At 69.1% G+C, this 12,390-nt stretch carries 10 protein-coding genes; 6 read left to right on the plus strand and 4 right to left on the minus strand.

The window, feature by feature from the left end:
- Window positions 1–5 precede the first annotated feature (5 nt).
- The 5 genes from ABU113_RS00260 (at window position 6) to ABU113_RS00280 (ending at window position 5,185) form a co-directional block, all read left to right on the plus strand.
- Complete coding sequence (locus tag ABU113_RS00260; protein ID WP_454557459.1) at window positions 6–1,085, plus strand: Ppx/GppA phosphatase family protein; 1,080 nt, start codon at window positions 6–8, stop codon at window positions 1,083–1,085.
- Complete coding sequence (locus tag ABU113_RS00265; protein WP_454557460.1) at window positions 1,082–1,789, plus strand: RlmE family RNA methyltransferase; 708 nt, start codon at window positions 1,082–1,084, stop codon at window positions 1,787–1,789. Before ABU113_RS00260 ends, ABU113_RS00265 begins: the two co-directional genes overlap by 4 nt.
- Window positions 1,790–1,877: 88 nt before the next feature.
- Window positions 1,878–3,350 carry an IMP dehydrogenase gene (guaB, locus tag ABU113_RS00270; RefSeq protein ID WP_454557461.1) on the plus strand — a complete coding sequence of 491 codons (1,473 nt, stop codon included), beginning with the start codon at window positions 1,878–1,880 and terminating at the stop codon, window positions 3,348–3,350.
- Between the two features lie 3 nt (window positions 3,351–3,353).
- A complete protein-coding gene (locus tag ABU113_RS00275) occupies window positions 3,354–4,577 on the plus strand; it encodes an RsmB/NOP family class I SAM-dependent RNA methyltransferase (RefSeq protein WP_454557462.1) in 1,224 nt (407 codons plus the stop codon).
- 56 nt (window positions 4,578–4,633) lie between these two features.
- Window positions 4,634–5,185 (plus strand): tetratricopeptide repeat protein, encoded by a 552-nt coding sequence (locus ABU113_RS00280; RefSeq protein ID WP_454557463.1) that lies wholly within the window; start codon window positions 4,634–4,636, stop codon window positions 5,183–5,185.
- Between the two features lie 8 nt (window positions 5,186–5,193).
- On the opposite strand, the gene rsmA is transcribed toward ABU113_RS00280, so the two are convergent.
- The 4 genes from rsmA to ABU113_RS00300 form a co-directional block, all read right to left on the minus strand.
- Entirely contained in the window at window positions 5,194–6,057 is an 864-nt protein-coding gene (gene rsmA, locus ABU113_RS00285; protein WP_454557464.1) for a 16S rRNA (adenine(1518)-N(6)/adenine(1519)-N(6))-dimethyltransferase RsmA, read from the minus strand.
- Complete coding sequence (pdxA, locus tag ABU113_RS00290; RefSeq protein WP_454557465.1) at window positions 6,054–7,079, minus strand: 4-hydroxythreonine-4-phosphate dehydrogenase PdxA; 1,026 nt, start codon at window positions 7,077–7,079, stop codon at window positions 6,054–6,056. Before pdxA ends, rsmA begins: the two co-directional genes overlap by 4 nt.
- Complete coding sequence (locus ABU113_RS00295; protein ID WP_454557466.1) at window positions 7,057–8,364, minus strand: foldase protein PrsA; 1,308 nt, start codon at window positions 8,362–8,364, stop codon at window positions 7,057–7,059. The genes pdxA and ABU113_RS00295 overlap by 23 nt, the downstream gene beginning before the upstream one ends.
- A 94-nt stretch (window positions 8,365–8,458) precedes the next feature.
- Window positions 8,459–10,681, minus strand: a complete 2,223-nt coding sequence (locus ABU113_RS00300; RefSeq protein WP_454557467.1) for an LPS-assembly protein LptD — start codon at window positions 10,679–10,681, stop codon at window positions 8,459–8,461.
- Window positions 10,682–10,888: 207 nt separating this feature from the next.
- On the opposite strand from ABU113_RS00300, the gene ABU113_RS00305 reads away from it, so the two are divergent.
- Window positions 10,889–12,388 (plus strand): leucyl aminopeptidase, encoded by a 1,500-nt coding sequence (locus ABU113_RS00305; RefSeq protein WP_454557468.1) that lies wholly within the window; start codon window positions 10,889–10,891, stop codon window positions 12,386–12,388.
- Window positions 12,389–12,390 lie beyond the last annotated feature (2 nt).

The following is a 12,390-nucleotide window of genomic DNA, read 5'->3' on the forward strand; positions in this document are numbered from 1 at the left end:
CGATCATGCCGAACGATGTGGCGGAGCGTTCCGCTGCTGGTCCCGTCGAGTCGGATCAGCGCGGAAGGACCGGGCCGGGCACGGGAGGACGCAATGGCGTCGGCCCGCGTGGCCAGGCGGCCGAGCGGCTGTATGCCGCGCTCGACCTGGGCACCAACAACTGCCGGCTGCTGGTGGCCAAGCCCGCTCGTGGCGGCTTCCATGTCGTCGACGCCTTTTCCCGAATCGTCCGCCTGGGTGAAGGCCTGGCCGCCACGGGCCTGCTGTCGGACGCCGCCCAGAACCGCGCCATCTCGGCATTGAAGGTCTGTGCCGACAAGCTGCGGCGTCGTAATGTCATCCTGATGCGGCATGTGGCGACGGAAGCCTGTCGGCGCGCCAGCAACGCCGGCCAGTTCGTCTCCCGGGTCTACGAGGAGACCGGCCTGGCGCTGGATGTCATCTCGACCAAGGAAGAAGCCCGGCTGGCGGTGCTTGGCTGCCAGACGCTGCTGCCGGCGGATGCCGACTATGGCCTGGTGTTCGATATCGGCGGCGGCTCCACCGAGCTGGTGCTGGTGCGGCAGGAAGCCAACGGTAGTATCGATATCGCCGCCTGGACCTCGATGCCCTGGGGCGTGGTGTCGCTCGCGGAAGCCTTTGATACCGATCAGGCGTCTCCCGGTGTGTACGCGCTGATGAAGGAGCGCGTCGGCGCCTACCTGAGCACTTTCGAGATGCAGGCGCGGGTGTCGGAGAAGGTGAACAGCGGCCGGCTGAGCGTGCTGGGCACATCGGGCACGGTGACGACGCTGGCCAGCCTGCACCTGGGATTGACTACCTATGACCGGCGGCAGGTGGACGGCTGCTGGGTGCCCTCGGGTTCCATGCGCACGCTCGCCAGCGATCTGGCGGCCATGAGCATGGACCAGCGCGCCGAGCTGCCGTGCATCGGCAAGGAACGCGCCGACCTGATGATGGCCGGCTGCGCCATTCTGGAGACCATCCTCGACTTCTGGCCCATTGATCAGCTGCGGGTCGCCGATCGCGGCATCCGCGAGGGCATCCTGCGGGTGCTGATGCGCCGCGACGGACTGCGGCTGTGAGTACGCCCGGCTCTCCCGGTGGCCGTTCCCATGGCGGTCGCTCGCGGGTCAAGACCGCGCGCGGCCGCTCCACCTCGTCGGTGCGCTGGCTGGAGCGCCAGCTCAACGACCCTTACGTCAAGGCCGCCAAGGCCGCCGGCTACCGGTCGCGCGCGGCGTTCAAGCTCAAGGAGCTGGATGAGCGCTTCGGCCTGCTCAAGGGCGTCGAGCGGGTCGCCGACCTCGGCGCGGCGCCCGGCGGCTGGTGCCAGGTGGTGCTGGAGCGCCGGCCCAAGGCGCGAGTGGTCGCGGTGGACATCCTGGAGATGGAGCCGATCGCCGGTGTTATCTTCTTTCAGGGCGACATCCGCGACCAGACGACGGCGGACCGCATCCGCGAGGCGCTGGGCGGCCAGGCCGATCTGGTGCTTTCGGACATGGCGGCCAACACCATTGGCCACAAGCAGACCGACGCGCTGCGCACCATGGGGCTGATCGAGGCCGGACTGGAACTGGCGGAGGAAGTGCTGGCCGAGGGCGGCGCCTTCGTCGCCAAGGTGCTTGCCGGCGGCGCCGACGGCACGCTGCTGACGCGGCTGAAGCAGCGTTTCCGCCAGGTCAAGCATGCCAAGCCGCCGGCCAGCCGCAAGGATTCCTCGGAGTGGTATGTCATTGCCCAGGGCTTTCGCGCCGCGCCGCCAGCGGACGTTCAGGCCGACGCGTAGATATTTCCCGCCTCGGGCATGGATATTTCCGGACGGGGATGGCATATAGCCCGCCACTTTCCCCCCGACTCGGATGCGAGAGACTTCCATGGACCTGCCGCTCGGCCTGACTTTCGACGACGTTCTGCTCATTCCGGGCGAGTCCGACGTGCTACCGAGCCAGGCGGAGACCTCGACCCGCATCACCCGCGAGATCGGCCTCAACATTCCCATCCTGTCCTCGGCGATGGACACGGTGACCGAAGCCGACATGGCGGTGATGATGGCGCAGGCCGGCGGCATCGGCGTGTTGCATCGCAATCTCACCATCGAGGAACAGGCCCAGGCGGTGCGCCAGGTCAAGCGGTTCGAGGCGGGCATGGTGGTGAACCCGGTGACCATGCTGGCCGACCAGACCCTGCGCGAGGCGCTCGACCTGATGAAGCGGCACAGGATTTCCGGCATTCCGGTGGTCGAGCCGTCGCCGCTGGGCCAGCCCGGCAAGCTGATCGGCATTCTCACCAACCGCGATGTCCGCTTCGCCGAGAACCCGGACCAGCCGGTCTCCGAACTGATGACCCGCGAGAACCTCGCGACCGTCAAGGCCGGTGTCAGCCAGGACGAGGCGCGCCGCCTGCTGCACCAGCGCCGCATCGAGAAGCTGCTGGTGGTCGATGACGGCTACCGTTGCGTCGGGCTGATCACCGTCAAGGACATCGAGAAGGCGGTGAACTATCCCTCGGCGACCAAGGACGCCTCGGGACGCCTGCGCGTCGCCGCCGCCTCGACGGTCGGCGATCTCGGCTTCGAGCGCACCGAGGCGCTGATCGACGCCGAGTGCGACCTGATCGTCGTCGACACCGCCCACGGCCACTCGCTGCGGGTGTCGGAGGCGGTCGCCCGCATCAAGAAGCTGTCCAACAACGTCCAGGTGCTGGCCGGCAACGTGGCGACGGCCGACGCTGCCCGGGCGCTGATCGACGCCGGTGCCGACGGCATCAAGGTCGGCATCGGTCCGGGCTCAATCTGCACCACCCGCATCGTCGCCGGTGTCGGCGTGCCGCAGCTCACCGCCGTCATGGAAACGGCGGAAGCCGCCGCCAAACTGGGCGTGCCGGTGATCGCCGATGGCGGCATCCGCACCTCCGGCGACATCGCCAAGGCCATCGCCGCCGGCGCCGCCGCCGTGATGGTGGGCTCGCTGCTGGCGGGCACCGAGGAAGCGCCCGGCGAGGTGTTCCTCTACCAGGGCCGCTCCTACAAGGCCTATCGCGGCATGGGCTCGGTGGGCGCCATGGCGCGCGGCTCGGCCGACCGCTATTTCCAGCAGGACATCAAGGACACGCTGAAGCTGGTGCCGGAAGGCATCGAGGGCCAGGTGCCCTACAAGGGTCCGGCGCGCGAGGTCATCCATCAGCTGGTCGGCGGCCTGAAGGCGGCGATGGGCTACACCGGGTCAAAGACGGTGGCGGAGTTCCAGAAGCGGGCCCGCTTTGTGCGCATCACCAACGCCGGCCTGCGCGAGAGCCACGTGCATGACGTGCTGATCACCCGCGAGGCGCCCAACTATCCGACGCGCTGAGCCATGACACCGGCCGCGCGGCTCGCCGCCGCCATCGAGGTGCTGACGGCGGTGCTCGATGCCGTGCGGGTGCAGGGGCCGGCGGCAGACACGCTGCTGGCCCGCTATTTCCGCGATCGCCGCTATGCCGGCTCGAAGGACCGCGCCGCCATCCGCGACACGGTTTACGCCGTGCTGCGCGATTGCGCGTGGGACGCGGCGGATGCCCGCGCGGCGCTGGTGGCGCATCTGCGCGCCCACGATCCTGACCGGCTGGCGCTGTTCGGCGCCGACCGCTACGCCCCGCCGGCGCTGGCCGATGACGAGGGCATGACCACCGGGCCATGGTTGCCCGAGTGGCTGGAGGCGGCATTCATCGAGCGTTTCGGCGACGGCTGGCCGGTTGAACAGGCGGCGTTGCGCGATCGCGCGCCGCTCGACCTCAGGGTCAACACGCTCAAGGGCTCGCGCGCGGCGGCGCAGGCGGCGCTGGCGGCCGAGGGCATCGCCACCGAGCCGCTGGCGCTGTCGCCCTGGGGCTTGCGTGCGGCGGGCGGGGCGGCGGTGGAGAAGTCGCGTGCCTTCGCGGCGGGACTGGTGGAAATCCAGGATCTGGCGAGCCAGTTGCTGCTGCAGGTGGCCGACGCGCTGCCCGGCGAGACGGTGATCGACTATTGCGCCGGCGCCGGCGGCAAGACGCTGGGGCTCGCCGCCAGCATGGCCGACCGGGGGCGGCTGGTGGCCTGCGACATCGACGCCGCCCGGCTGGCGCGGCTGGCGCCACGGGCGGCACGGGCGGGGGCGGGCATTATCGAGACTCGCTGCCTGCGTGACGACCCGCTGGCGGACCTCGCGGATGTGGCGGATCTGGTGGTGGTGGACGCGCCCTGCAGCGGCACCGGCACCTGGCGGCGCAATCCCGAAGCCCGGCTGCGGCTGACCGGGTCGGCGCTGGCCGGCATCACCGCCCTCCAGGCGGAGATCCTCGACCGGGCCGCCCGGCTGGTGCGCCCCGGCGGCCGGCTGGTTTATGCCGTCTGCTCGCTGCTGCCGGCGGAAGGGGAGGCGCAGGTGCGGGCCTTTGGCGACCGGGCCGCCGGCTTCCGCCTTGCTGACGCGCGCGGGCGCCTGAGCGGTTCGGCGGCCGGCATCGACACTGTGTCGCCGATGTCGCAATGCCTGGCGCTTTCGCCGGCGCGTCAGGGCTGCGACGGGTTTTTCGTCGCGGAATTTGAACGCCTCTGCTAACGCTTCCTTGACCTTCCTGCTGGCATCTTCATGAAGACGTTATGATGATCCCTGTGATGCCCGTTCTGTCCGCCCCTTTCGTGGCCGCCCTGCTGGCGATCACGGTCGCCAGTCCCGTGGCCGTGGCGCGCACGAACGTGAGCGCGACCTCTTCCCGGCTGGCCGCCCAGGGCGACATGCTGGTGTCGCAGGGGCAGCCGGCGAACGCCGTCGACTTCTACGAGACGGCGCTGGTGGCCGATCCCAAGAACGTCGCCGCCTTCGTCGGTCTCGGCAAGGCTTATGAAAAGCAGGGTCTGACCGGCAAGGCGCTGAGCTTCTATCGCAAGGCGCTGGTCATCAATCCCAACGATCTCGGCGCTCTGGAGGCGCAGGGTCTGGCGATGATCGCCAAGGGTCAGCTGGCCAAGGCGCAGGCGTCGCTCGACCGGCTGCGGCGCATCTGCCGGTCGGGATGCGTGCAGAAGGACCGGCTGGAGGCTGCCGTGGCGGCCGCCCAGGCCAAGAACGCCTCTGCCCGCAACAACGCCAGGCCGGCGTCGCGGACCGCCGCGCGCAAGCCGACCGTGCCGATGGTGCCGGTGTCCTCGAACCGTCGCGGCGGCTGATCGCCGCTTCAGCCTTTTCCCGCGTCAGCTTTTCTCAACGCCGTCCAGGCGCGCGCCAGCGTGCAGAACTCGGCGATGCTCAGCGTTTCAGCCCGACGCTCGCCGTCAATGCCGGTGTCGTCCAGCAATGCGGCTGGATCACCGCCAAGGCTTTTCAGGGAAGCCCGCAGCATCTTGCGCCGCTGGCCGAAGGCGGCCGCCGTGACCGCCTCCAGCGCGCCGACGGGAACGTCGGCCAACGGTTCGGCCGGCGTGATGTGGACGACGGAGGAGGTCACCTTGGGCGGCGGCGTGAAGGCCTTGGCCGGCACGTCGAAGGCGATGCGCGGGCACGCCCGCCACTGGGCGAGAACCGACAGCCGGCCATAGGCCTCGGAACCGGGGGCGGCGATGATGCGCTGCGCCACCTCGCGCTGGAACATCAGGGTCAGGCTCGCCCAGAAGGGCGGCCAGTCGCGCGTGGTCAGCCAGCGCACCAGCAGCGCGGTGCCGACATTGTAGGGCAGGTTGGCGATGATGTGGACGGGCCCCGTGCCCAGCAGGGTCGGCTCGTCCACTTTCAGCGCGTCGCCCCGGATCAGCTCCAGCCGGTTGCCCGACCAGGCGCCAAGCTCCTCCAGCGCCGGCCAGCAGCGGCTGTCCATTTCCACGGCGATGACTCGCCGGGCGCCGGCCTGCAGGATGGCGCGGGTGAGCCCGCCGGGGCCGGGGCCGACTTCATAGACGGTGGCGCCATCTAGCGGGCCGGGCACGCGGGCGATGCGTCCGAGCAGGTTGGCATCGAGCAGGAAGTTCTGGCCGAGCGCCTTCTTCGCCCACAGGCCATGGGCGGCGATGACCTCGCGCAGCGGCGGCAGCGATGCGTCCGTCATGAGGGGCGCCGGCGGTGGGCGGCACAGAGCGCGGCCATGCGGATGGCGGCGATCATGGCGTCCGGTCGTGCCTCGCCCCGGCCGGCGATGTCGAAGGCGGTGCCATGATCCGGCGAGGTGCGGACGATCGGCAGGCCAAGCGTCATGTTGACGCCGCTGTCGAAGTCCAGCGCCTTGATCGGGATCAGCGCCTGGTCATGGTACATGCACACCATGGCGTCGTAGCGGCCGCGGATGTGCGGCGCGAACAGGCTGTCGGCGGGCAGGGGGCCGGTGGCGTCGATGCCCATGGCGCGCAGCTGTTCGACCGCCGGGCGGACGACGGTCTCCTCCTCATCCCCGAGCCGGCCACGCTCGCCGGCATGCGGGTTGAGGCCGGTGACGGCAAGCCGGGGGTCGCGCAGGCCGAGATCGCGGCGCAGCGCTTCGGCCGTGACCCGGCCGCGCTGGACGATGAGCGCGGTGGTGAGCCGTGCCGGCACCTCGCGCAGCGGCACGTGTATGGTCACCGGCACGGTGCGCACGCTGGGGCCCGCCAGCATCATCACGGCGTCCTCGGGGCTGACGCCCGCGCGTTCGGCGACGAACTCGGTCTGCCCCGGCCAGCGATAGCCGATGGCCGCCAGCGCCGCCTTGTTGACCGGCCCGGTCACCAGGGCGCTGGCACCGCCACCGACGGTCAGGTCGACCCCGGCTTCGAGGGCGGCGAAGGCCAGCCGGGCGCCGTCGGCGGTGGGCCGGCCGGGGCGGCTGTCGCCCATCGAGCCGACGTCGAGCACGGGCAGTGCGTGACGGTAGTGGCGCGCGGCATCGTCGAGGTCGCTGATGGTGGCGACCGGCCCCGCCCACACCGCGCGCAGGGCGGCGGCATCGCCGGCGACGGCGAACGGCGGCAGGCCGATGGCATGACGCTGTTCCCAGGCCTGCACGATGGTCTCGGGGCCGACGCCGGCCGGGTCGCCGATCGAGACGATGAGTGGCGGATCAGCCCGCGGCGGTTCAGCGGTAGTCGACAATGGCATCCCGGCGCAGGTCGCGCAGATAGCGGCGCGCCATCATGGAGATCCGCTGCTCGTTGAGCTGGGCGTAGACGTCGTCATAGCTCGGCAATGCGCTCTCCTGACCTTCGTCGCGGCCGCACAGGATGATGATGCGGGCGTCGGTCTGGGTGCCGAACGGCTGGGTTGCCTCGCCGACCTGCAGCCGTTCCAGCTGCTCGTGCAGGCCGGGCGGGAAGCTCCGCAGCGGCTGCGGGTCCGGCGCGTCGACACGGCCGCCCACGGAAGCGGCAATGGCGTCGGCGCGGCCGCAACCACCGCCGGCGGCGACAGCCGTCGTGAGTTTCTGCACCGTCGCCATCAATTGTTCGCGGCTGGTGCCGGGCGCCAGAGGCACGGCGACCTGCTTGACGGTGAGCACGGCATTGAGCGGGTCAGGCCCCAGCACCTTGCGCTTGTCCGTGACGGAAATGATGACGAAGCCGCCGGCGACACGGATCGGATCACTGACCTGGCCGATCCGCATGGCCGGCACCACATCCTCAAGGCCGCGCCGCAGCTGGCCCAGCATCATGTAGCCCATGTCGCCGCCGACGGCGGCGGTGGAGGCTTCCGAGAACTGGCGCGCATAGGCGACAAAGGAAGCCCCCGCGCGGACCTGAGTGACGATACGCTCGGCGTTGGCGCGCGTTTCCGCCTCGGTTTCCGGTGTCGCGGCGAGGAAAATCTCGCTCAGTCGATATTCTTCCTGGCCCTTGGCGGCCTCCAGCCGGTCGATGACCGCCTGGATTTCATCGTCGCCGATCGAGACGAAGGGCTCCACCCGCCGCCGCAGCAGGCTGTTCCAGGCGAACTCGGCACGAATCTGGTCCTTCAGGGTTTCCCCCGAGGTGCCATTGGTCTTCAGGAAGCGGAGGAACTGTTCGGTGGGTTGGCCGAAATTCTGGGCGACGCGCGCAAATGCCGCCTCGACATCGGCCTCGCCGACCTCGATGTCGTTTTCCTTCGCTTCCAGGATCTGCAGCCGCTCGTCGATGAGGTTGCGCAGAACCTGCAGACGCAGGCGCGCCACTTCATCCGCCGGGATGCGACCGCCGGACGCGGTGATGACCAGCGCCAGCCGGTGATCCACGTCCAGGTCGGTGATGACGCTGCCGTTGACGATGGCCGACGCCTTGCGGACGTTGGGATCGGCGGGCGCGCCGAACACGGTGATGTTCTGGGGCATGCCCTCGCTGTCGAGGGCGTTGCCAACGGATTGCGCCAGGGCGGGGGCAATTGCCAGACCCAGCCCAAGTCCCAATGTCATTACACTGCGCTTTACCATGGTCGGGGTTTACGTCAGCCGCGCGCCGGGTGCAACCGTCCCGCCGGCCAATGGAGCGTTTCTGGCGGCCGGCATGTCAGTTGCCGCCACCGAGGTTGCGCAGCGAGAAACGCAGGAACACGCTGGAGCCTTTGCGAAAGTCACGATCTTCCGTGAAGTTCTTCTTCCAGGTGACTGAAAAGCTGAAACATTCGTCTTCATAGACGAGGCCGACACGGTGCCGGATCGGCTCAAAGCCGTCGCTGGTGGTCAGCGGGTTCTCGCCCTTGCTGGTGAGGTCGAGAATGGTCGAGCCGATCAGCGCCCAGTAGCGGCCGAGCTGGACCCGCCCGCCGACCCGCAGTTCCTCGCGATCCTCCAGGTCCTCGATGTCGATGTTGCGGTTAAGGTAGGTGTATCCCACCGTGACATAGTTGCGGCGGGTGCCCAGTACGGCATCGATCTCGTTGCGCCGTGCCGCGAAGCTGGTCTTGTCGATGCGGAAGCGGTGGGTGACATCAATCAATTCCCCCCAGCTCACCGTGGTGCGGCCGACGAAATCGGAGAAGTTGCCGGACAGGCCGCTACCGTTGGGGAATATCTCCCGGTTGCTGTTGAAGCGCAGGCTCTGGCCCCCCTCGGCCGACAGCGCCCACTTGCCGCGTGACCATGACCAGCGGCCGCCATAGACCAGCCGGACGCCGCCTTCCCATCGGTCGAAGCCGGAGAAGCGGTTGAGGTCGAAGAGGTTGCTGTCCTCCAGGTCGAAGGCGCGGCTATCTTCATTGGGGATGCCGTTGTTGCCGCCATTGGGGCTGGCAATCAGCTGGACCACCGGCTCCAGAGTCTGCTGTCCGCCCAGCGCCGGGCCGGCCAGCGGCCATGCGGTCTCGATCGCCGCCAGCGGCAGCACGCGGCCCTGCCAGCCCCTGTTGCCGGCATAGACGATATCGTCCGGGGATTCGGTGTCGCTGACATAATAGAGGTCGGCGCGTGTCTGGGTGACCAGGCGCAGCGTCTGGCCGGCGGGTGTCAGCCAGCGCCCCTCCCAGCCGCCGGTGGACGACAGGCGATAGCTGTCCATGCCATCGGTACGGGTCAGCGACAGGCCGTTGGCGCGGATCGACCACTGGCCACCGAACAGGGAGGGTCTGGACTGCCAGGCGTAGTCGACCGAGGGGAGCACGATCGGGGTCAGTCCCTGCCGGTCGTCGCGCTGAAGGCCCTGGAAGCCCCAGGTCTGAATGGCGAAATAGTCACGGTCGCCGAAGTGCTCCAGACGATAGTTCGAGCGCAGCACGTCATCGTCCGAGATGTCATAGCGGCGCAGGAAGGTGTCGTCGGTGGTGATTCGTCCCGAGAAGGTGGAGCGCCAGCGACTGGTGTGCTGCAACGTTCCCGAGGCAGACAGGTAACCGCGGACTTCGTTGCCGCCGGTCTCGACATTCTCGTTGTCGCGCTTGGCGGCGTAGGTGGCGATGCCGCCCACCGTGATCGGACCCGTGCGCAGATGCTGGCGGTAATCGAGCGCCAGCGTCGGGCGTTCCGAGGTGTAGAAAGTGGGCGTGACCGTAAGATCACGGTCAGGCGCGATGTTCCAGAAGAACGGCGTGCCGATGGACATGCCAAGCGAGCGACTCTGTGACAGGTCGGGCAGCAGTAGCCCGGAGGATCGGGCGACGTCCGGGGCGGCGTGCGAGATATAGGGCAGGTAGAGAATCGGCACGTTGAGGAATTCAAACGTCGCGTCGTTGTAGCGGATCCGCTTTTCCTGCTGGTCGTAGGTGACCCGCACCGCCTTGATCCGCCACAACGGCCGCTCCTCGGTGGAGCCGGGCGGGCACAGTTCGCAGGGGCTGTAGATGGCACGGTCGAGCCGGGTTTTCTCGGCCTGACGGTTGCCGTTGCGTGCGCCCAGCCGCGAGCCGTCCTTGAGTATCAGCAGCACATTGTCGACCAGGCCGTCCTTCAGGGTGTCGGTCAGCTCGATCTTCTCGCCATAGACGCGGTTGCCCTGCGGGTCGGTGATCTCGACGTTGCCGCGCGCCTCCACAAAGCCGGTACGGCGGTTGTAGATCACCTGGTCGGCGCGCAGGTCATAGCCATCGCGGGACATGGTGACGAGGCCGTCGGCGGTGACGATCCCGGTCTCGTCGTCGTAGGTCAGCCGGTCGGCCTCGAACAGCACCTGCGACTCCGCTGCGGGCGCGGCGGCGTCCGCGACCGCGTCGGCGGCCACGTCCTGGCCACGGGCCACTGTCGTCGCGGCCATCGTCGAGGCTGAGGCGAGCAGGGCGATGAGCGGCAGGCGGGAGGGCACGAATGACAGCCTTATCGTCGGGGCGAGGGACCGGCTGCGTGTAAAGCATGGCGGCGCGCCCGGTGCAACTGGCGCGCGGGCGTTTGCCGTCCCGCCGCTGCGGTCGTGCCGTCGCCGTCGCGCCTTTGCCAGAGCGGCTCCGGCTCGCTATGTACGATCCATGGGGCCGCCACGCGCGGCTGACGACGTCAGGGAAAGAGTCACACCATGAAGATCAGTTTTGCCAAGCCATCCGCCGTCAAGGGCGGCGCTCTCGCCGTGTTCGCAGGTCAGGGGGGCGTGCTCACCGCCGCCGCGGCGGCGATTGACGCGACCACCGACGGGCAGGTGCAGCGCGCGCTCAAGGCCAGCCGCTTCGACGGCGGCGTCGGTGAGATCGTCGAGGTGCTGGCCCCGGCCGGTCTGGACGCCTCGCGGGTGCTGGTGGTGGGCACCGGCACGCTGGCCAAGGCGGGGCCGGGCGAGTTCGAGCGCATCGGCGGCGCGCTGCAGGCCCGTGTCGGCGCCTCGGGCGAGACGACGCTGACCGTGCTGGCGGCGGACCTCGGCGATTCCACGGTGTCGGAGGCGGAAGCGGCGGCGCGCATGGGGCTGGGCGCCCGGCTGCGGGCCTATCGCTTCGATCGCTATCGTACCAAGGAGCAGCCGGCCAAGAAGCCTAGCCTCACCAAATTGGTGATCCAGACCGGCGAGGCGCGGGCGGCGGACAGCGCCTTCAACCGCTACGAGGCGATTGCCGAGGGCGTGTTCCTGACCCGCGATCTGGTGTCGGAGCCCGGCAACGTGGTCTACCCCAAGTCGTTCGCCGACAAGGCGCGCGAGCTGGCCGAGCACGGCATCACCGTGCAGGTGCTGGGCGAGAAGGAGATGAAGAAGCTGGGCTTCGGCGCGCTGCTGGGCGTGTCGCAGGGCTCGGCGCACGAACCGCAGCTGGTGATCCTCGACTACGACGGCACCGGCGGCAAGGCGAAGACGGCGCCGGTGGTGCTGATCGGCAAGGGCGTCACCTTCGATACCGGCGGCATCTCGCTCAAGCCGGCGGCCGGCATGGAAGGCATGAAGTGGGACATGGGCGGCGCTGGCGCCGTCATCGGCACCATGAAGGCGCTGGCCCGGCGCAAGGCCAAGTGCCGGGTGGTCGGCCTGTGCGGCATGGTCGAGAACATGCCCTCCGCGACGGCCCAGCGGCCCGGTGACGTGGTGAAGAGCTATTCCGGCCAGACCATCGAGGTCATCAACACCGACGCCGAGGGTCGCCTCGTGCTGTGCGACGTCATGTGGTATGCCCAGGAGCGCTACAAGCCGAAGGTGATGGTGGATCTCGCCACGCTGACCGGCGCCATGGTGATCTCGCTGGGGCACGAATATGCCGGCATGTTCGCCAACGACGAGACGCTGGCCGGCCAGCTGCTGGCGGCGGGCGAGGCCTCGGGCGACAAGCTGTGGCGTTTCCCGCTGGGGGACGCCTACGACAAGCTGATCAACTCGCAGATCGCCGACATGAAGAACGTCGGCCCGCGCGAGGGCGGTTCGATCACGGCCGCCCAGTTCCTCAAGCGCTTCGTGCGCGAGGGCGTGGCCTGGGCGCATCTCGACATCGCCGGCACCGCCTGGTCCGACAAGGACACGCCGCTGGGCGAGAAGGGCGCCACCGGCTATGGCGTGCGCCTGCTCGACCAGTTCATCGCCAGCAACTTCGAGAAGTAAGC

It is taken from the genome of Parapedomonas caeni (genome assembly GCF_041060555.1).
Classification (GTDB): Bacteria; Pseudomonadota; Alphaproteobacteria; order Sphingomonadales; family Sphingomonadaceae; genus CAUJIW01.

Excerpts from the sequence above, each read along its gene's own strand:
- ABU113_RS00275 (WP_454557462.1), top strand. The coding sequence starts at position 3,354 with ATGACACCGGCCGCGCGGCTCGCCGCCGCCATCGAGGTGCTGACGGCG.
- rsmA (WP_454557464.1), bottom strand. The coding sequence starts at position 6,057 with ATGACGGACGCATCGCTGCCGCCGCTGCGCGAGGTCATCGCCGCCCAT.
- pdxA (WP_454557465.1), bottom strand. The coding sequence starts at position 7,079 with ATGCCATTGTCGACTACCGCTGAACCGCCGCGGGCTGATCCGCCACTC.
- ABU113_RS00305 (WP_454557468.1), top strand. The coding sequence starts at position 10,889 with ATGAAGATCAGTTTTGCCAAGCCATCCGCCGTCAAGGGCGGCGCTCTC.
- ABU113_RS00280 (WP_454557463.1), top strand. The coding sequence starts at position 4,634 with ATGCCCGTTCTGTCCGCCCCTTTCGTGGCCGCCCTGCTGGCGATCACG.
- ABU113_RS00295 (WP_454557466.1), bottom strand. The coding sequence starts at position 8,364 with ATGACATTGGGACTTGGGCTGGGTCTGGCAATTGCCCCCGCCCTGGCG.
- ABU113_RS00260 (WP_454557459.1), top strand. The coding sequence starts at position 6 with ATGCCGAACGATGTGGCGGAGCGTTCCGCTGCTGGTCCCGTCGAGTCG.
- guaB (WP_454557461.1), top strand. The coding sequence starts at position 1,878 with ATGGACCTGCCGCTCGGCCTGACTTTCGACGACGTTCTGCTCATTCCG.